At 37.7% G+C, this 19,935-nt stretch carries 21 protein-coding genes; 9 read left to right on the forward strand and 12 right to left on the reverse strand.

Annotated elements, in window-relative coordinates; genetic code table 11:
- The first annotated feature begins 250 nt into the window (after positions 1–250).
- Both adk and AC27G3_RS14830 read left to right on the forward strand, forming a co-directional pair.
- The gene (gene adk, locus AC27G3_RS14825; protein WP_487122840.1) at positions 251–895 is read left to right on the forward strand and encodes an adenylate kinase; all 645 of its coding nucleotides are present in this window, start codon (positions 251–253) and stop codon (positions 893–895) included.
- Positions 896–978: 83 nt separating this feature from the next.
- Complete coding sequence (locus tag AC27G3_RS14830; RefSeq protein WP_487122842.1) at positions 979–1,374, forward strand: MAPEG family protein; 396 nt, start codon at positions 979–981, stop codon at positions 1,372–1,374.
- A 38-nt stretch (positions 1,375–1,412) separates the two neighbouring features.
- On the opposite strand, the gene AC27G3_RS14835 is transcribed toward AC27G3_RS14830, so the two are convergent.
- From AC27G3_RS14835 to hisG, 11 genes are all read right to left on the reverse strand, one after another.
- Positions 1,413–1,871 (reverse strand): GNAT family N-acetyltransferase, encoded by a 459-nt coding sequence (locus tag AC27G3_RS14835; protein WP_487122844.1) that lies wholly within the window; start codon positions 1,869–1,871, stop codon positions 1,413–1,415.
- A gap of 134 nt (positions 1,872–2,005) precedes the next feature.
- Positions 2,006–2,302: a DUF6559 family protein gene (locus AC27G3_RS14840; RefSeq protein ID WP_487122846.1), complete on the reverse strand. Its 297-nt coding sequence runs from the start codon at positions 2,300–2,302 to the stop codon at positions 2,006–2,008.
- 61 nt (positions 2,303–2,363) lie between these two features.
- The gene (locus AC27G3_RS14845) at positions 2,364–3,308 is read right to left on the reverse strand and encodes a hypothetical protein (RefSeq protein ID WP_487122848.1); all 945 of its coding nucleotides are present in this window, start codon (positions 3,306–3,308) and stop codon (positions 2,364–2,366) included.
- A gap of 112 nt (positions 3,309–3,420) precedes the next feature.
- Positions 3,421–4,041 carry a bifunctional phosphoribosyl-AMP cyclohydrolase/phosphoribosyl-ATP diphosphatase HisIE gene (gene hisIE, locus AC27G3_RS14850; protein WP_487122850.1) on the reverse strand — a complete coding sequence of 207 codons (621 nt, stop codon included), beginning with the start codon at positions 4,039–4,041 and terminating at the stop codon, positions 3,421–3,423.
- Positions 4,035–4,823, reverse strand: a complete 789-nt coding sequence (gene hisF / locus AC27G3_RS14855; protein WP_487122852.1) for an imidazole glycerol phosphate synthase subunit HisF — start codon at positions 4,821–4,823, stop codon at positions 4,035–4,037. The genes hisIE and hisF overlap by 7 nt, the downstream gene beginning before the upstream one ends.
- Positions 4,805–5,542: a 1-(5-phosphoribosyl)-5-[(5-phosphoribosylamino)methylideneamino]imidazole-4-carboxamide isomerase gene (gene hisA / locus AC27G3_RS14860; RefSeq protein ID WP_487122854.1), complete on the reverse strand. Its 738-nt coding sequence runs from the start codon at positions 5,540–5,542 to the stop codon at positions 4,805–4,807. Before hisA ends, hisF begins: the two co-directional genes overlap by 19 nt.
- Positions 5,542–6,192, reverse strand: a complete 651-nt coding sequence (hisH, locus tag AC27G3_RS14865; RefSeq protein ID WP_487122855.1) for an imidazole glycerol phosphate synthase subunit HisH — start codon at positions 6,190–6,192, stop codon at positions 5,542–5,544. The genes hisA and hisH overlap by 1 nt, the downstream gene beginning before the upstream one ends.
- The gene (gene hisB / locus AC27G3_RS14870) at positions 6,192–7,265 is read right to left on the reverse strand and encodes a bifunctional histidinol-phosphatase/imidazoleglycerol-phosphate dehydratase HisB (RefSeq protein WP_487122857.1); all 1,074 of its coding nucleotides are present in this window, start codon (positions 7,263–7,265) and stop codon (positions 6,192–6,194) included. The genes hisH and hisB overlap by 1 nt, the downstream gene beginning before the upstream one ends.
- A 24-nt stretch (positions 7,266–7,289) precedes the next feature.
- Entirely contained in the window at positions 7,290–8,396 is a 1,107-nt protein-coding gene (hisC, locus tag AC27G3_RS14875; RefSeq protein WP_487122859.1) for a histidinol-phosphate transaminase, read from the reverse strand.
- Complete coding sequence (gene hisD, locus AC27G3_RS14880; RefSeq protein WP_487122860.1) at positions 8,386–9,729, reverse strand: histidinol dehydrogenase; 1,344 nt, start codon at positions 9,727–9,729, stop codon at positions 8,386–8,388. The genes hisC and hisD overlap by 11 nt, the downstream gene beginning before the upstream one ends.
- Positions 9,730–9,732: 3 nt before the next feature.
- The gene (gene hisG, locus AC27G3_RS14885; RefSeq protein WP_487122862.1) at positions 9,733–10,632 is read right to left on the reverse strand and encodes an ATP phosphoribosyltransferase; all 900 of its coding nucleotides are present in this window, start codon (positions 10,630–10,632) and stop codon (positions 9,733–9,735) included.
- A 529-nt stretch (positions 10,633–11,161) separates the two neighbouring features.
- On the opposite strand from hisG, the gene AC27G3_RS14890 reads away from it, so the two are divergent.
- The 6 genes from AC27G3_RS14890 to AC27G3_RS14915 all read left to right on the forward strand — a co-directional run bounded on the left by AC27G3_RS14890 (position 11,162) and on the right by AC27G3_RS14915 (position 16,348).
- Positions 11,162–11,452: a hypothetical protein gene (locus AC27G3_RS14890; RefSeq protein WP_487122864.1), complete on the forward strand. Its 291-nt coding sequence runs from the start codon at positions 11,162–11,164 to the stop codon at positions 11,450–11,452.
- 120 nt (positions 11,453–11,572) lie between these two features.
- Positions 11,573–13,492 (forward strand): DNA repair helicase YoaA, encoded by a 1,920-nt coding sequence (gene yoaA, locus AC27G3_RS14895; RefSeq protein WP_487122866.1) that lies wholly within the window; start codon positions 11,573–11,575, stop codon positions 13,490–13,492.
- A gap of 38 nt (positions 13,493–13,530) precedes the next feature.
- Entirely contained in the window at positions 13,531–14,226 is a 696-nt protein-coding gene (gene tsaB / locus AC27G3_RS14900; protein ID WP_487122868.1) for a tRNA (adenosine(37)-N6)-threonylcarbamoyltransferase complex dimerization subunit type 1 TsaB, read from the forward strand.
- Positions 14,227–14,265: 39 nt separating this feature from the next.
- Positions 14,266–14,625 (forward strand): hypothetical protein, encoded by a 360-nt coding sequence (locus AC27G3_RS14905; RefSeq protein ID WP_487122870.1) that lies wholly within the window; start codon positions 14,266–14,268, stop codon positions 14,623–14,625.
- Complete coding sequence (locus tag AC27G3_RS14910; RefSeq protein WP_487122872.1) at positions 14,618–15,307, forward strand: M50 family metallopeptidase; 690 nt, start codon at positions 14,618–14,620, stop codon at positions 15,305–15,307. Before AC27G3_RS14905 ends, AC27G3_RS14910 begins: the two co-directional genes overlap by 8 nt.
- Positions 15,308–15,367: 60 nt before the next feature.
- Positions 15,368–16,348: an alpha/beta hydrolase gene (locus AC27G3_RS14915; RefSeq protein WP_487122874.1), complete on the forward strand. Its 981-nt coding sequence runs from the start codon at positions 15,368–15,370 to the stop codon at positions 16,346–16,348.
- A 59-nt stretch (positions 16,349–16,407) separates the two neighbouring features.
- Here the strand turns inward: AC27G3_RS14915 and AC27G3_RS14920 are convergent, their stop codons facing one another.
- On the reverse strand, positions 16,408–17,145 hold the full coding sequence (locus AC27G3_RS14920) for a YciK family oxidoreductase (RefSeq protein ID WP_487122889.1): 738 nt from the start codon (positions 17,143–17,145) through the stop codon (positions 16,408–16,410).
- Positions 17,146–17,444: 299 nt separating this feature from the next.
- On the opposite strand from AC27G3_RS14920, the gene AC27G3_RS14925 reads away from it, so the two are divergent.
- Positions 17,445–19,892 (forward strand): VolA/Pla-1 family phospholipase, encoded by a 2,448-nt coding sequence (locus AC27G3_RS14925; RefSeq protein ID WP_487122876.1) that lies wholly within the window; start codon positions 17,445–17,447, stop codon positions 19,890–19,892.
- Positions 19,893–19,935 lie beyond the last annotated feature (43 nt).

The raw sequence follows: 19,935 nt of genomic DNA on the forward strand, positions 1-19,935 counted from the left end.
GATGAAGTGTTCTTAGCACGAAAGTACTATAGACTTTAGTATTAAAAAAGGCCTTTTCTATTTCAAAGATTAGGCCTTTTTTGTATGCTATCTCGTATTGATACTTGTTTGCATACAATTGAGCTTGTATAGTGTCTGCCGAATTACCAAACTTTGATTACAATATAATTACATTAGAATTATTTACGGATTTTTAACATATTTCTAACGTAATTATTATTTATACACACTTTATTAGGGCTATATTGATATGCGCATTATTTTATTAGGTGCACCAGGTGCGGGAAAAGGCACTCAAGCACAGTTTTTAATGGCAAAATTTGCAATACCACAAATTTCTACTGGTGACATGTTGCGTGCTGCAATTAAGGCTGGTACGGATTTAGGTAAACAAGCTAAAGCAGTAATGGATGCAGGACAGCTTGTTTCTGATGATTTAATTATCGGTTTAGTAAAAGAGCGTATTGCGCAAGATGATTGTCAATCTGGTTTTTTACTAGACGGTTTCCCACGCACGATTCCCCAAGCTGATGCCATGAAGGAAAATGGTGTTGAAGTTGATAGTGTTATTGAATTTGATGTGCCAGATGATGTTATCGTGGAACGTATGGCGGGTCGTCGTGTTCATTCAGGATCAGGCCGTGTTTATCATGTTGTTTACAACCCACCTAAGGTTGAAGGAAAAGATGATGATACAGGTGAAGAATTATCTATAAGACCTGATGATGAAGAAGCAACGGTACGTAAACGTTTAGCAATATACCACGAGCAAACCAAACCATTAGTTAATTATTACCAAGCAGAAGCTGAAAATTCTCTATGTAAGTATTTAACCATTGATGGTACTCAACCGGTTGAACAGGTAAGTCAATTGCTGTTGAAAGAGCTTACGTAAAAATAGATTGAATAAAGCTCGCCTAGCGAGCTTTTTTTTGCTTTTTAATACACTGGAAATTAAAAAAACAATAAAGGTTGTACATGGATATCTCTTTAAAAATCACTGCGTTTTATGCGGCTTTGTTAACGTTATTACTACTAGGGCTTTCATTTAATGTAATCCGTTTACGACTGAAACTTAAAGTAGGCATTGGTGACGGTCAAGAGAAAGCGTTAGCGGCTGCAATTAGAATTCATGGTAACTTTATTGAATATGTTCCGTTAGCACTCGTTCTTTTAGCTTGTTATGAACTCAATGGTGCTGATAGATTATGCTTACATGCATTAGGGAGCATGTTATTTGTCGGCCGTATTCTTCATGCGGTTGGTTTAAATAAATCTATTGGCACTTCTGTTCAACGTCAATCAGGTATGATTTTGACATTTTTAGTGCTGCTAGTTTTATCAATTGAAAACATTAGACTATTTTTATATTAATGTATTGATGTAGATAAAATAAAGTTGCAAGAGGCGAGTTATTCACTCGCTTTTTTTATCATCGCAATATGTGGAATGTCGTCTTCTAAATACATTTCGGAAACACGAACAAAGTTATGTTTGTTGTAATAGCATTCGAGATGCTCTTGAGCTGATATTTTAATGTCTTGCTCTGGAAAATAGGTCGTGCAGGCATTGATTGCCTCAGTCATTAATTGATGCCCTAATCCTTTCCCACGAGCTTTAGGAGCGATAATTACTCTACCGATGCTCGGGTAATCAGTATAACTTTGGCCTTTGGCTAAAATACGCAAATAAGCCGCCATTTCACCGTTTTGATAACAAAATAAATGCAGTGACTCAGCATGGCGATCTAAGTTATCTAGATCCGGATAAAAACAAGTTTGCTCAACAACAAATACATCTATTCGCAGTTTTAATGCATCGTATAATTCATCAATTGATAATTCGTGAAATTTTTTAATTTGCCAATTCATAAGATTAATACCTAATACATTAAAAGTGTTTTATCTTAAGATTGTCAGCGGCTAATAATCAAATAAATTATTTTGGAGTAACCCAATCGCTAGCAGACTCGAAGATAGCGAACGCTAAGGATTAGTAGTTTACACTAAAAAGTTAACAATTTAAGGTGTCCGTAGTGTTCTCGTTCATTTAAATACTCTGCTATCTCAGCTTTGTAACTTTTTAAGCATAGTTGTGGAAATTCTTTTGTGAGGACCTGATTAAGTTGTTTCGTTTCTAAAAAAAGTAGATAACCTAAAGGCAGGTGTTTGGGATTGAAATCACATTGATAAACTGTAGAACGAATCTCACTCGCACTATAGAAGTCTTTCTCACCGTATCGTTTCACTAAGGCAGGATGTAGCTTTTTACCGTATTTTTTTATTGATGAGAACTTGAACACAGCCGATCCTTAGCTTACACGAAAATTAAGAACCGAGATTATAAATTAACTTACCATTTAGTCAATTTTTATTCGGTTTATGTTTATTAAGAATAGTTATTTTATTTGTATCAATAAAGAAGCCTGCTTGAGTGTAGGCTTTAGCAATTGCCTTATTTTCTCGTAGTTTCTTGATGCCTATATTTATTGCAGTGATCGCTTCAGCACCTTTGGCGTGCTTTTTACTAATAACAAAGTGTCGACTATCAAAAAGTTCAATACCAACTCCTTTGACTGGAGTTAAAATTATTTTATCCATAATAAATGATTGATCAGGGCTTGAATTAAATGGCATTAGTAAAAAGTCTACCCATTGCTGGCTGACTAATCGTGCCATACTTAGCCATTCTTGTTCGTCAATTAAATTTTTTAAAGGTAGTTCACTTAACGTTTGCCAGTCTGTTCGCCATTTCGATGTTGAAATGGCTGTGAGTTCCTGTAAATCACTAAATTTTTTTACTGCAAGAGTTTTAGAGTTTTCAGGGCTGGTGTATATGCCAGCAACATATTCACCTTGACGAATAACTGGTAATGAGATGTAGACATTCTCCTCAATGGCTTTGGCATCTCGTAGCCAATATGAATCAAAACTTATTAATGAGTCACCAGTTTGTATCATTTTCGTGTTTCGAAAATTGACCTTCCCTGGAGCATATTTAAACGTGTAATTAAAACCGCCCAACCTTAATGCTTGCTGGGCAATAATCATGTCTACGACATCTCGCCTAACTTTTTTCCCCGTAAATTCAGTAATGGTTAATACATCTTTATTGGAGGTAAAGTGAAGGTAGTCGTCATAAACATCATCACGAATATAAATTATGATGCTATCGGTGCTAGCATGACTGATGAAATTAGAGCACAGAAAGGCTAAACAAAAAAATGATTGAAAGAGTGTGAAGGTTTTTTTAAATTTTATTCGCTTGCTGACATTCCTTTTATCGGCAAACGTAAGTCCTTTTGCCATAATTGTTTTCTATGTAAATGCGGTATTAATATTGTTATAGCATAGTCTATCACTGAAGTAATAGCGCACATATTGTCCATTAATAAACAATATGTGCGTAAACTACTAAAAGTTATTTTTTATGGCGTTGCTGTAAAACCGACATAACTTCTGCTAATTCAATGTTTTTATCTTGTAGTAAAACAAGGGTGTGATAAAACAAATCAGCACATTCGCCTAGTAAATCTTCTTTAGTTTCTGCAACGGCAGCAAGTGCAACTTCTACACCTTCTTCTCCAACTTTTTGGGCGATCTTCGTTGTACCTTTAGCAAATAAGCTTGCAGTATAACTTGAGTTAGGATCGTCTGTTTTTCTACTTGCAATAACTTGTTCTAAATGGCTTAAAAAGTTTTGCTGCGTTAGTTTCTGCTCAGGAAAACAAGATTCTGTACCTAAATGACAACTAGGGCCAACAGGTCGACAGGCAATTAGTAAACTATCTTTATCGCAGTCAGTTAGTACTTCTCCTACATTTAAGAAATGACCAGAGGTTTCACCTTTTACCCACAACGCTTGTTTAGAGCGGCTGAAAAATGTTGCTTTGCCCGTTTCTAAGGTTGCACTTAATGAGGCTTGATTCATATAACCTTGCATTAATATAGCACCGGTATCCTGATGTTGAATAATGGCAGGGATTAGGTCTGACATTTTTTGCCAAGCAAGTTGGTCAATATTTTCTTTAGTTACTAACATAATCTGATCTCTATTTTTGGCTCAAAACTATTGTCGGCTAAGTAATTTTTTAGCGCGATAATTTCAATCACTTCTTTATGAAAAACACTTGCAGCCAAAGCGCCATCAACATCACATTGTTGATAAACATCTTTAAAGTGGACCATTTCTCCAGCGCCACCAGAAGCGATTAACGGAAGGTTACAAACTGCACGAGCTTGTTTTAATTGTTCAATATCATAACCTTGACGAACTCCATCTTGGTTCATACAGTTTAAAACAATTTCACCAGCTCCCCTTTTCTGTACTTCTTGGATCCAGTCAAAGGTTGTCCAAGTTGTTTTCTGTGTGCGAGTTTCATCCCCGGTAAATTGATAAACTTGATATTGATTGGCCTCTTTATCAAAAAAACTATCAATACCGATCACAATACATTGTTGACCGAAAACTTCTGCTAAGCGAGCAATTAAAGCCGGATCTCTAAGGGCAGGGGAGTTAATGCTTATTTTATCTGCGCCCATGGTGAGTATTTCTCTTGCATCGGCTTCACTCTTTATTCCTCCAGCCACACAAAATGGAATATCAATCACTTGGGCTATTCGACTAACCCAGCTTTTATCCACTACTCTGCCATCAGAGCTTGCAGTGATGTCATAAAAAACTAATTCATCTGCGCCAGCTTCAGCATATCGTTGCGCAAGGGGCACTATATCACCAATAATTTCATGGTTTCTAAACTGAACACCTTTAACGACTTTGCCATCTTTTACATCAAGACAGGGGATTATGCGCTTGGCCAACATGCAATAGCCTCCTCTAGAGTAAATTTTCCTTCCAGTAAAGAGCGACCTAAAATTACCCCACTAACGCCCGTTGGAATAAGCGCTTTTATATCGTCAAGACAACCTATCCCACCAGATGCTTGCCATGCGATGCTTGGATATTTTTGACAAAGCTCTGAATATAAAGCCACATTACTACCTGTTAATGTGCCGTCTTTTGATATATCAGTACATAAAATATGCTTGATGCCTGCATTTATGTATGCATCTAATAAATCTTCTAAATTCACGCCGCTGTCTTTAATCCAACCGTGTGTTGGTAAGGTTTTATTACCGTTTTCGTCAATCTTAATATCTAAGGCTAAAACAATTTTTTCACCGCCATAAGTTTTTAACCATTTTAGAACAAGTTCAGGCTCTTTAATTGCTAATGAGCCAATCACAACTCGGTTAACACCAAGGTCAAGTAGCTGTTTAACATCGTCCTCACAACGAATACCGCCGCCAACTTGAATGATCATACTTGGGTGATTCATTACAGTTTTAAGTGTGGATAGTTGACGTTTAGTGCTATCTTTGGCGCCATCTAAATCGACAAAGTGCATAACTGTAGCACCGGCTTCGCTATACGCTTGTTGACGCTCTTGTACCGTGTATTGGTAATTTGTTTTTTGTTGATAGTCGCCTTGAAACAAGCGAACCACTTGACCATCGATTAGGTCAATCGCAGGGATCATCATTATTGATTCTCCATAATTAATTTCTCTGGTGATAACGTTAAAAAATTTTGAATAATTTTACTGCCTAATGCTCCTGAACGTTCAGGATGAAATTGACAGCCGATAAAGTTGTTTACTGCTATAGCAGCTGAAAAATCACTGCCATATCGACATGTTGCCACCGTATAATCACTCACTTGAGCGGCGAAACTATGTACAAAATAGAAATAATCTCCAAGGTTTATACCTTCGAATACTGGATGTTCGGTTAACGCTGTTAATGTATTCCAGCCCATGTGCGGTAAACGGTTATTTAATGCTTGTAATGGTGTTACTTTAGTGGGAATTAGTCCTAAACATTCAACAACTTCACCACTTGCCGCTTCGGTAGAGGATGTTGTCATCAGCTGCATACCTAAACAAAAACCCAGTACAGGTTGTTTAAGATTTTGCAGTGTTTCAACAAGTCCTTTTTCACGAATATTTGCCATGGCATGTTTGGCTGTACCAACGCCAGGTAAAATTACTTTATCTGCTTGTTGAATAATTTCTATATCATCACTTATCGTTACGCTAAAACCTAAGCGTTCAATAGCAAATTTAACTGAAGACAAGTTAGCACAACCTGTATCAACGATGACATTTTTAGGGGTACTGTCAATTAAACTCATTACAAGCTGCCTTTTGAACTTGGCATTTCATCACCTTTTACAGCAATGGCTTGGCCAAGCGCACGACCAAATACTTTAAATAAACTTTCCACCTGATGGTGACAATTACCTTTAGTAGTGGATAAGTGTAGAGTGATAGCCATTGAGTCGGCTAGCGATCTAAAAAAGTGACCGACCATTTGCGTTGACATTTTACCTACCATATTATCGGTAAACTCTGCGTCAAATTCTAACCAAGGCCTGCCTGATAAATCGATAGAGCATTCCGCTCGACACTCATCCATCGGCAATACAAAACCAAAACGTGCAATGCCTCGTTTATCACCAAGCGCTTCTTTTAAAGCCTGACCAAGGGCAAGGGCAGTATCTTCAACACTGTGGTGTTCGTCAATGTGATAATCGCCCGTCACACTACACTGTAAGTTAAACCCACCGTGTGTCGCTATTTGATCTAACATGTGATCAAAAAAGCCAAGACCGGTGTCAATATGGCTGCCGCCAACTTGATCTAAGTTAACGCTGACTTTAATGTCGGTTTCTTTAGTGGTACGAATAACTTGCGACGTTCTTTTTTTACTGGTGAGTAACTGTTGAGCAATATCGTCCCAGTTTAAAGACTCTCGGTTGTATTGAATACCAACAATCCCCATATTCGCTGCCAATTGAATATCTGTGTCTCGGTCGCCTATAACGAACGAATTAGCAAAATTAACTTTACCTTGTTGTAAATAATCACTAACTAAGCCTAATTTAGGTTTGCGGCAGCTACAATTATCCTCTTCGAAGTGAGGGCAAAGTAGTACATCATCAAAAATGATCCCTTGTGAGCTAAAAAGCTCCATCATTTTGTTATGTGGTAAGTCAAAGTCGGCTTGTGGGTAGCTTGACGTTCCTAAACCATCCTGATTTGAAACCATTACTAACTTATACCCCTTTTTTTGCAACGCGAGTAAGGTAGGAAAAACATTGGGTTCAAATACGAGTTTTTCTAAACTATCAACTTGTTTGTCGCTAATAGGCTCTTCGATTAACGTACCGTCTCGGTCGATAAATAAAATATTTTCTTGTGCCATAGTAATCTCGGTAAATTTTTTTAGTTATTTGTTAAATGCTAAAGTAATAGTATCTTTTAATAAGGTTAATTCTCGTTCACTGCCAATGCTAATGCGCAAACAATGCTCAAGCTGAGTTTGTTTGGATTGATCACGAATTAAAATCCCTTGCTCGAGTAGGGCATTAAAAATAAAGTCTTTTAACTCTTTAGATGCTGTTTTAAACAAGATGAAATTTGCATCACTTTGATGAACTTTTTCACACCAAGCTTGCTGTTCAAGCCAACTACTTAACTGTTCACGTAATAAATTTGTCTCTTCTACTCTTATTTTGACTTGCGCTAAATTGTCATTAGCTAATGCATTACTTGCTATCTCAGCGACAGGTGCTGAAATAGGGTAAGGCGCAATTACTTTACTTAGCATCGTAATGATGTCTTTATTTGCTAAAGTAAAGCCACATCGTAAGCCTGCTAAGGCAAATGCTTTAGATAACGTTCTTAAAACAACTAGGTGCTCGTATTTGTCTAACCAAGAAACCACAGAGTTTTTAGCAGAAAACTCAATATAAGCTTCATCAACAACGACAATCGCGCTGTCTCTAAAAATCTCTATTGCCGCTTGAATTTGTTCTTGCGGTAATAAATTCCCCGTTGGATTTCCAGGAGAGCATAAAAACACCACTTTAACTTTACCTACTTGAGCTTCTAATGCCGCCAAATTAAGTTGATTGTTAACTAGAGGGGCTTTTATGATACCAGCACCATGGTTTTCAGCACTTATTGCATACATACCATAAGTAGGAGGGCAGATTAATATATCGTCTTTATATGCTTTACAAAACGTTCTAATTAAAAGTTCAATACCTTCATCAGCACCACGTGTCGCCAGTATGTTAGCTTTAGGTTGATTAGCATATTGGCTATAAGCATTAATTAACGACTCAGGTTGAAAATCTGGGTAGCGATTGAGGTTACTCGCGTTTAGTTGATAAATACCCGGGCCCGAAGCTTCATTAGCGTTTAACCAAATTTTACTTTGATTATTGTCATCACTAGAGGCAAATAACCGACGAGCAGACTGATAAGGCACCATATCAATTAATTCCGAGCGAGCAAGCCTGTCGGCAATCGATTTTGATTTAGTCGTCATTTTCTTTCTCCAAACCTGAGTCTTCTAACCTAATAGTGACAGCTCTTTTGTGGGCATCTAAACCTTCAGCGTCTGTTAATTCAGTTATACATTGAGCTAAGCTAGCTAAACCTTCTTTAGTAAGCTCTTGCACTGTATATCTACGAGAGAAGTCTGCTAATGATAAGCTACTGATCACTTTTGAATAACCATAAGTTGGTAGTACGTGGTTTGTACCACTGGCATAGTCTCCAGCAGATTCTGGCGTATATGCTCCAACAAAAATAGAACCTGCATTACGCAACTGACTTAATAATGTTTGTGGCTCTTGTGTTTGAATAATAAGGTGTTCTGGACCATATTCATTAGACACTGCGACAGCTTGTTTGAGATCTGTTGTCAAAATCAATCGACTTTGTGTCAATGCTTGCTCTGCAATATTTTTTCTGGTTAATAAAGCAACTTGTTGAACAAGCTCATTAGCAACAAGACTAAGCAATTTTTCACTGTTTGATAATAAAATTACTTGGCTATCTGGACCATGTTCAGCTTGTGATAATAAATCTGCTGCTACAAATGCAGGGTTGGCAAATTCATCAGCAATTACTAATACTTCAGAAGGACCAGCAGGCATGTCAATTGCAAATCCCGGCACTTGTTGTGAAAGTTGTTTTTTTGCTTCGGTAACAAAGCGGTTACCAGGTCCGAAAACCTTATTTACTGCTTTAATGCTTTGAGTACCGTAAGCCAGAGCGGCAATTGCTTGCGCGCCACCTACGGTATAAATTTCATCAATACAACAAAGCTCTGCTGCTGCTAAAATTTCATTCGCTAACTTACCTGTTGAGTCAGGAGGGCAGACAAGTACTGTGCGTGAACATCCAGTAATTTGCGCTGGTACACCCAACATTAAAACAGTGGATGGCAAAGGAGCGCTACCTGCTGGAATGTATAAACCAACACTTTCAATTGCTTCCGTTTTTAAAATACAGCGTACACCAGGTCGAGTTGTTACATCAATATCTGTTGGTTTTTGCGCCTCGTGAAAACATTTTATTTGTTGATAAGCAGTTTTAATGGCTGCTAATCGTTTTTCAGTTAGAGCAAATTTAGCCTGTTGAATTTGCTCTTTTGAAACTTTTAAGGTGCTTAGGGCAATATTGTCAAATTTTTCGGTCAAAGTTAAAAGTGCATCATCACCTTGCTCTTTAACTAAAGTTAGAATATTTGCAACTTGCGCTGATAAGTTTGCATTGTCACTAATAGCAGGTCGAGCAAGTGTACTAGTTTGCTCGTCAGCACTTAGCGAAGACCAGTTAATTAACGGGGTAAGGTTAGTTTGGTTATTGCTCATAACTTAGCCCATCATTTTTTCAATAGGCATGACTAAAATTGAGTGACAACCCAAAGCTTTAAGTTGCTCCATGGTTTCCCAAAAGAAAGTTTCAGTGGCAACGACATGTACAGCGACTAAGTCATCACGCTCTGCTAAAGGTAAGATAGTAGGAGTTTCAGTCCCAGGCATTAAGGCACTTACTTGACTGATTTTATCTTTAGGGGCGTGAAGCATTATGTATTTACTTTCTTTCGCTTTCATCACACCTTGAATACGTGGTAATAACGTATCTAGCGTTTTTTGTTTGTCGCTATTAAGTGGTGTTGCCGTTTGTATTAATGACGCTTTAGAGCGAAAAATCACTTCAACTTCTTTTAATCCATTCGCTTCTAAGGTTGCCCCTGTTGACACTAAGTCACAAATACCATCGGCTAAACCAACCCGTGGGGCAACTTCTACAGAGCCTTTTAGTAAACAAAAGTCTAAATTAATATTGTTTTCTTTGGCGAACCGTTTGAGTAATTGCGGATACGTTGTAGCAAAGCGTAAACCGTTTAAGCTTTCAATTCCCTGATAATTAAACTCTTCTGGCATAGCAATCGAGAGGTGGCAACCGGCAAAGTTTAATCCTGTAGTGCGAATATAATCCGCTGTATTGCCTAATAACTCTCTTTCTAGTGCTGTTTCTTCTAAGGTGTTGTCGCCGACAATACCTAAATCACATACGCCATCCATTACTAAACCAGGAATATCACTGCTTCGAACTCTCATGATATCAATAGGCATATTGGTGACGTGCGCAAGTAGTCGTCGATCGGCAACGTTAAGTTTTAAACCACAACGTTTAAGTAAGTTTTGCGTGTCTTCACTTAATCTTCCTGATTTTTGCATAGCGATGCGTAAACGTGGTTGAGTTGTCATTTTAGTAGTCCTGTTTTAAGTCTTAAATTTTCATCTGTGAGATAACTGTTTTCATCAATGTTTCGCATGTATATACAATTTTTAGTGCTGTAAAATGCGAAAAACCCCCGAGAGAGTTGGACTCTTTCGGGGGTTTAGAATTTGTATAATTTAACTAATCCACTGAAAGGCCCATAGCCCCTCAGCGAATATACCTGAGTGGCTAATTCGTATGATGATGGTGATGTAGCGTGTTCAGGTTTAAAGTCATAATATGCTCGTTAAATTAAATTATTTCAGTAAATATCATTAAAATAGAAACAACGTTTACTCAATTGATGCTAACCATACGGATATAATTGCAAGCTAGCAAGCTTTTATTGTTAATTTTATATGACAAAACCGTATATGATATTAAAGTTTATGCTGGAAATACCGATACAATAAATAACGAGCCACTAGCTATGCTAGTTGATAATTAAGTTAAATTATAAGAAAGTTCGGTAATAATTTAAGCTAAATAAATTAAATTATAGGGGGAAGCAATTAGATGGATATTTTTACAACACAACTTACTCGAATTGTCCCAGTGCCAATTAAGCCTGAAAATTTAAAGGTTAAAGCTTTGTTAAAAGAAGCGGCTATAGGTAAGTTAAAAGAAGATTCTGAGCATCTTGAAAATCATGATTATGTGGTTTCTTCTGAAGATAATACAAAAGATAAAAATGCGAGTGAAGATAATAACCAGCACAAGAATGCTAGCTCAGAACCACAAGAAAAAGACGAGTCAATTATTAAAAAAGACAAAGACAACAACCCTCATCTTGATATATTTGTATAAACACAGATTAATACTTTCTTTGCACTAAAACCCTATTATAATAGCGCTTAGTTTTTTAACGATTAGCGGTTATTTTTATGGTAATTTGCTAACTTATAATAGTACAAGCCAACACCCTTAATGACTCCAGTAGAAATTGCTTTTTCCCAAAATGGATTACTTGCAAAAACAATAAAAGGTTTCTCTCCCAGACAAGCACAAACCGATATGGCGCTTGAAGTTGCGAGTGCGATCGACAAAGAGTCTTCTCTTATTGTTGAGGCGGGAACAGGGACGGGAAAAACTTTTGCTTATCTCATTCCTGCCTTATTATCAGAAAAAAAAATAATAGTCTCTACAGGAACAAAAAATTTACAAGAGCAGTTATTTCATAAAGACTTACCTCTAATTCGTCGAGCGTTGGCAAGTAATGCTCAAATGGCTTTATTAAAAGGCAGAGCTAATTATTTATGTCGCTATCGTTTAACGCAATATCAGCAAACTCGTGGCCAGTTAGACGCGGAAACCTTAGGCGACTTGGTTAAAGTAAAAACTTGGGCAACCAGCACACAAGATGGCGATATTGGCGAGTTGGTTAATGTTCAAGAGAACTCTCCCGTGTTCCCATATGTTACCAGTACGGTTGATAACTGCTTGGCAAAAGACTGTCCTGATTACGACGATTGTTATTTGATTAAAGCACGAAAAAAAGCAATTGATGCTGACTTAGTTGTGGTAAACCATCATTTATTTTTTGCTGATATGGCATTAAAAGACACCGGGTTTGGTGAATTAATCCCAAAAGCGGATGTGATGATTTTTGATGAAGCTCATCAAATCCCTGACATTGCGAGTGAATATTTCGGGGAAGCCTTTTCAACACGTCAGATATTGGAGCTGTGTGCTGATGTTATACAGGTTTATCGTAGTTCACTAACCGATGTTAAACAGTTAGGTAAAGCATCAGAAAAACTTCAAAAAACAGCTCAGAGCTTTCGACTTTTATTTAACTATGACCCCGAACGAGGTAATTGGCGCGATAAGGCGAAGCAATCGGTATTTTTACAGTGTTTTGAAGCGCTTAAGGTTGATCTTGATTTTTTATATCAAGTAATAAAGCTATGTGTTTCCCGTAATGAAGCCATTGATAATTGTTTTGAACGAGCAGTCAATTTATTGAATAAATATGATGTTATGGCAAAATTTGATGATTACAGTATGAGTTTTTGGTATGAAACGACACATCGACATGTGGTTTTACACCAAACGCCTTTAACTGTCGCAGATAAATTCAGCCAATATGTTACTGAGTCAAACGCGGGGTGGATTTTTACTTCGGCCACTTTAGCGGTCGATGAAAGGTTTGATCATTTTGCTAAACACTTAGGTTTGTCTCAAGCGAAAAGCTTATTGCTTGATAGCCCATTTGACTATCAACAACAGTCACAATTAATTGTGCCTAGATACTTGCCACCAGCCAATGATCAAAACAGAGCTCAAGCATTAGCGCAATTGGCGATACCATTAATTGAAGCCTGTAAAGGGGCTTGTTTTATGTTATTTACTAGTTATCGTGTAATGAACCAAGTTGCCGAGTATTTAGCTGATGCCATTGAAAACCCGTTACTAGTACAAGGACATATGGGGAAAAGCAAACTGTTAGCTCAATTTATTGAGCATGAGAATGCTGTGTTATTAGCAACGGCGAGTTTTTGGGAAGGGGTTGATGTAAGAGGTGATAAACTGACTTGTGTTATTATTGATAAATTACCTTTCGCTTCACCCGACGATCCACTATTACAAGCAAGGTGTGAAGAAGTTAAACGTCAAGGTCAAGATCCTTTCAGTCAAATACAATTACCACAAGCGGTTATTGCTTTAAAACAAGGGGTAGGGCGACTTATTCGAGATGTAAGTGATAAAGGTGTTTTAGTTATTTGTGATGATCGCTTAGTTAATAGGCCTTATGGCGAAGTTTTTTTAAAAAGTTTGCCTTTAATGAAAAGAAGTCGAGATATAGAACAAGCCGCTCAATTTTTAAAAAACATTACTACCGATTGATTATTTCGCTTTTCAACAAAATATAAAGAGAGATTCACGTGAATTATTTGGCAATAGATGCCTCTACAGAAGCATGTTCTGTAGCGTTACAATTTAACAATACAGTGGTAAGTCGTTATGAGATTTGCCCGCAATCGCATAGCTTATTGTTATTACCTATGGTGGATGAAGTCCTAAAAGAGGCAGGTTGTAAGCTCAATCAACTTGATGGATTGATTTATGGTCGCGGCCCTGGCAGTTTTACTGGTGTTCGCATTGGTATAGGTGTTGCGCAAGGTTTAGGTTATTCTGCAAACTTAAATTTAGTTGGTGTATCTACATTGCAAGCCATGGCGCAATTAGCGTTTATTGAACACGAGGAAACTAGAGTGATCAGTGCTATTGATGCAAGAATGTCGGAGGTTTATAACGGTTATTTTGAGTTAGACGAAAATAATATTATGCAACCTAAAACAGAAGAAGCCGTCACACCACCTGACGAACTACAGAAGCGATTGCAAAAATTTACAGCTAAAGCTTATGGCGTTGGCAGTGGTTGGGATGCATATGAAAATGAATTGACGCAGCTAAAAACAAATGATGGCTCCCCCAAGATATTATTTCCTGACGCCAAGGCGATGCTTGTTATTGGCAGTCAGGCTTTTGAAAACGGTGAAGGTGTTAGCGCTGAAAATGCGCAGCCAGTGTATGTAAGAGATACCGTTTCATGGAAAAAATTACCTGGAAAAGAATAATTATTGTCCTATTAGCGTAAAATTTGCTAAATTAACCTTATGGAAATTTTAAATTCGCAATCAGGTTATTCAATTACTAGCCCGATTGTTGCAAAAACCAATACTGAAAACTCTGTTGTTAATCAACAGAGCGTTTCTAGTGTGCATTATCATAAAGATGACGCATCAACTCATGAGCAAAGTCAAAAGCAAAAATCTAGACTAGATATAGATAAACAAGCAATTGAATTAGTTGAGCAAGAATCTGCTAATCAATCGGCACAACAGCGTACTAGTAATACCGGCTATGATAAAGTTGCTGAACAAAATTATACGGCAATAGCTGCTTATCAGTCTGTAGAAAACCAAAACAAGCGTGATGATATTCAGCAAGTATTTGGAGTAGACTTACTTGCCTGAAAACCCAAACGTTTTACCTGAAAAAAACTTATCTCATTCATTCTGGAAAAAACATCAATTTTGGCTATTTCTCATAGCCGGAGCAATTGTGCGCAGCATCCCGGTAGTTTCTATTCCGTTTAATTGGTTAGAGAGTTACTTTCATGAAATTGGTCATGGCTTAGCCGCTATTGCAACAGGCGGTAAAATAGTTAATGTTCAACTTTTTACCAATGGCGCAGGTTTGTGTACGACTCAAGGCGGCTCTGCTTTTGTGATTAGTTTTTTTGGTTATGCAGGCGCAATAATTTGGGGGGGGCTTATTTACTTCTTTGCCCTTAAACATCAACGTTTAGCACAAATTTTCTCAGTTTTTATTGTTTTCTTACTCGCAACTTCCATCATTTTATGGGTAAGAGATTTATTAACAGTTGTCATTTTAGTTGTACTTTTGATGATGTTTGTTGTTAGTTTGAAAATTGAACATTTAAAGAGTTTACAAATATTAATTCAATTACTGGGTGTTATCGTATTGCTTAACAGTTTATTTAGTCCGTTGTATTTGCTTGATGGAAGAGACTTAGGCGATGGCGCTACTCTTGCCGCTTCAACGGGTATTCCCGAAATAATTTGGGTGACCATATGGTCGGGATTAGCTTTAGTTATGGTCTTTTTCCTTAGTCGAATAAAAATACCTCATTAATTCGCCCTCTATTTTAAAGCTAATATTGATTGCGCATCAAAATCTATCAGGACAATTTCAATGTCAGAGTCAGAAACAGCTATCCATATTGAAGATGTTTGCTATAACTTAGAGCATTCATCAATACATGGTATAGCGTACTCAGCTAAAAAAAATATAACTAACAACAAAGATGATATTGTTTTATGTTTACATGGTTGGTTAGATAATGCCGCTAGCTTTCTCCCTTTACTGCCTTATATGACAGAGGGCGATTTAACAAAGAATAAGCGAATGATTGCTATTGATTGGAATGGGCACGGCTTATCTTCTCATCGTGGCGATGATGCTCACTATCACTTTATGGACTGGGTGTACGATTTATTAATGCTATTAGAGCATAATAACTGGCACAGCATTGATATCGTTGCTCATTCTATGGGGGGTATGGTTGCGTCAGCTTTTGCTGCTGCTTTTCCTGAGAAAGTAAAATCGTTAACCTTATTAGATTCGATAGGCTTTATAACGACTGAGGCAGAAGAAACTACAAATCAATTACGTAAGGGGTTGTTAAGTCGAATAAAAGGCTCGGTGTTATCTTCTCAAATCACTAATATCACGAATAAACAAACAGCAGCTTCATCTAAAGTTAGTGCTCGAAAAACCAAAAATTTACATCCATCAATTGAGTCTGCAATTAAAGCACGTGTTAACGTGAGTGATATGCATTATCAACAAGCAAAATTAATTGTTGAGCGTGGTTTAATTAAAGAAGGAGATGGTTATACATGGCGTGCAGATAGTCGTTTAAGGAATATATCGCCTTATCGTTTAACGTTGAAGCAAGCAGAGCAACTAATGAATGACATTAAATGTCCTGTACAATTAATTTATGGCAGTAAAGGGTTAGATATGGTGAGTAAAGGAATTGGTCACTTTGGACCCATGATAGACTCTTTTATAAGCCACGAGATAATTGGCGGCCACCATGTTCATATGGAGAAGGCACAACAGGTCGCTTCGTTAATTAATACCTTTTTAGCAAAACAAAGCGAATTATAACGTCTCTTTCCGCGATAAAACCGTACAACAACTTATTTGTTATACGGTATGTTAAAAACTTATTGTGCCTTTAACGTTTGTCCATTAACTGTTTGGCTATCATCACTCATCAAGTAAACATACAATGGCATAATATCAACAGCAGCAGCGACTTGGCTGGTATCTTCTGCAGGAAAAGCGGTTGCTCGCATTTTCGTTTTCGTCGCGCCAGGATTTATCGCATTACAACGTAAATGAGTGCCTTCATATTCATCAGCAATCACTTGCATCATGCCTTCAGTCGCAAACTTTGAAATACTGTAAGGCCCCCAAAATGCGCGTCCTTGATTACCCACACCGGAAGAGGTGAAAACTAACGAAGCAGTATCAGCTAGAAGTAGAGTTGGAATTAATGCTTGTGCCATTAGGTATTGCGCGGTGACGTTTACCTTCATTACTTCTTCAAAAATTTGCTCATGAATTTGGGTAAATGGTGTTAATTCACCCAGTATAGAAGCATTTAATAATACACCATCTAATTGTCCAAATTGTTGTGCAATTGTGACAGCCATATCAGTGTAGTTTTGCTTAGTTGCGCCTTTTAAATCAAGAGGAATAATGGCGGGTTCTACAAACCCCTGATTAACTATCTCATCATAAACATCTTCTAGCTTTTTTACTGTTTTTCCTAAAAGGATAACGGTAGCACCTAGTTTTGCATAACTTAATGCAGCTTGACGACCAATGCCATCTCCAGCACCTGTGACAAGAATGGTTTTACCTGTTAAGCAATTGTCTTTTATTTGATAGTCGAACATATTCATTTCTGTCTTGGTTTAATAGGCTGGCAATATTACTATTTAGTCTAGTAACTGACGAGTAAATTCATCGAATAAAGGCCAAAAAACTGAAATAAATTACAAGAAAGTTAAAAAGGGCTAGCACATTACTAAATCTTGGGTTAAGTTTAACTGGTCTAACAAGTTAAATTTTAATAATGGAAGTCAATATTTTCATGTTGTTATTTGTTGGGGAAATATAATTTCATACGAAAAGCATAAAACATAAAAATAACATACAAAGTAAAAAAGCATAAATTAGTCTTTGGGGAGATCAAATGAATAAGTTAGTACTCAGTCTTGCTATTATCAGTGCACTAGGTTTAAGTGGCTGTGAAAGTGAAACCATTGAAGATGTAAAAAAAGACGTTGCCGAAAACGGCACACCAATCACCGCGCCTGCTCGTGTAATTTTTGATCCATCAAATGGTGTGTTATCACTGCCTAATGATTTATTATATCAAGGTTCTTTAGATGGCACGCTTAATACTCCTGTAGATGATCCAACCAATTTTTCAGATCCAGCTGTAGCAATAAGTGCATTAGACGGCTGGTCTACTACTAATCCTTTTGTAATTGGTATTGATTTTCCAGCAGGTACTGAACTTGATGGAAACTCTGTATTTAATCCGTCGTCAGTGCGTATTTTTGAAACATTAATGGGGGGAGACCCTGGCTGTGAGGAAGTTCCTCGTGGCGCTGCGTGTAAAGTGGTCTCTGAACTAACTTATACTGTAGATTTTATTACGCAAAAGTCAGGTAATAGTATTGCAGTCGTTCCTTTAAAACCTTTCCCTGGAAAAACTTCTTATCTTGTGGCGTTAACAGATACATTACAAGACGATAATGGAAAGTCGATTGCTGGCTCTTCAACTTATGAAAGCGTTCGTCAAGATATGAACGAACTACCACTAGGGACAGATGCACAACGTGGTTTACAAGCGGTCATTAACTCTTATGAAAATGCAGTTGTTTCTGCCGGTGTTGATCAAGACTCTTTAATTTATACAATGGCGTTTACTACGCAATCAACCACTGATGTGTTAGGTACCACCAAAGCATTAATGGCGAATGATGTACCAGCAATGGTTGCCAATGCGATGCAAGGTATCCCAGCTATCGGTGTTATGGATACTGGAGCTTCAGTTGCTGATATATTAGCAGGACAAATTCCAGCAAGTTTGGTTCCTCTTTATTCAGCAGCTAATTTTATGCAAGGTAATGTGTCATTACCTTATTACCTAGGTGTTCCTACTGCAGAAAACCCTATGGGACCTGTTAACGATTGGTGGAAAGGATTATGTGATTCTGGCGCTATGTTAGCTGGCCTTGCAGCAACTAACCCAGAAGCTATTCCTGCTAATCCTCAAAGCCAAACTGACGGTATGTGTATGGCTATTTCTGAAGCGCAAGGTTTAGCTGCTCCAGGACTACGTGATTTAGGTATTGATACTGAGCGTAATTTAACTAAATACAACCCTGTACCTAAAACGAATGCGATGATGGATGTTGTTGTACAAATGACAACCCCAGATGTTGCTGTGGCAAATGCGGTTCGCGTTGGTTTAGGTTTACCCGCAAACTTAACCGAGCCTTCAACAGGTTGGCCTGTGGTTATTCTTCAACACGGTATTACCTCTAAAAAAGAAGATATGTTAGCTATTACTGGACTGCTTTCAATTTACGGTATGGCGACGGTTGCCATTAATCATCCTTTACATGGTGACCCAGCTTTAGGCGGTAGTCGTGGATTTGATTTAAATGGTGATGGTGTAGATGAAATAAATGCGACAACGGTTGATGCAACCCATTACATGAACTTAGCGAGTTTATTAACTACTCGTGATAACTTACGCCAATCAACCTCTGATTTGTTAGGCTTACGTTTAGGATTGAACTTTTTAGGTGGTGTTGATGTTGACGGAAAGCCAATTAAGGTTGATGCAAGTAATGTTCACTTTTTAGGTCATTCGTTAGGGGCTATTACAGGTATTAACTTTATTGCCTTAACGAATACATCACTTGATCCGCAAGTGGACCCTTTATTTGCAGTTAATACAAACTCGCAAGCAATGCCGGGGGTTATGGTCGCGAATTTCTTAATGGAGTCAGGCGCATTTGGTGACGTGGTTAAATCTAACTTAACTTACCAAGCGTCTGAAGACTTCCAAGCATATGTTGCTCAAGTTCACATGAGCCCAACTCCGCCAACATCAGCTGAATTGGTTGGTTATTACCAAAACTTTTATGCTGCTTTAACACCTGAGCAACAAGCTGGCTTAAATGGCACTTTCGCAGAGTTTGCCTTTGCTGCGCAAACAGTAACTGATGCTGGTGATCCTGCAAACTATGCCGCTATGATGGCAGCGACTAATACCCCTACGCATTTAATTGAAGTGGTTGGCAATGGTGGTGATAACTTATCAGACCAAGTTATTCCAAATTCAATATCTACTTCTCCTTTAGGTGGTACAGAGGGCGCAATAGCATTATTAAATTTACCAAGCGTTTCTGAAATGGTGCAAGATGCAGAAGCACCAGTATCTGGCGCTGTACGTTATGTATTTGGGCATCACGGCTCTATTTTGGACCCAAGTCCTCAAGCAGCAGCTCCTGATGGCGTAATGACAAGTGCAGCAACCACTGAAATGCAAAGCCAAGTGGCTAATTTCTTTAGCTCGAATGGTCATTTAATTTCAGTACAAAATCCAGAAGTTGTTCAATAGTCAATTTCGATATTGAATGCGTATAAAAGCCCTTTTGTAGAAG

Source organism: Colwellia sp. SU-HH01217, assembly GCF_057543495.1.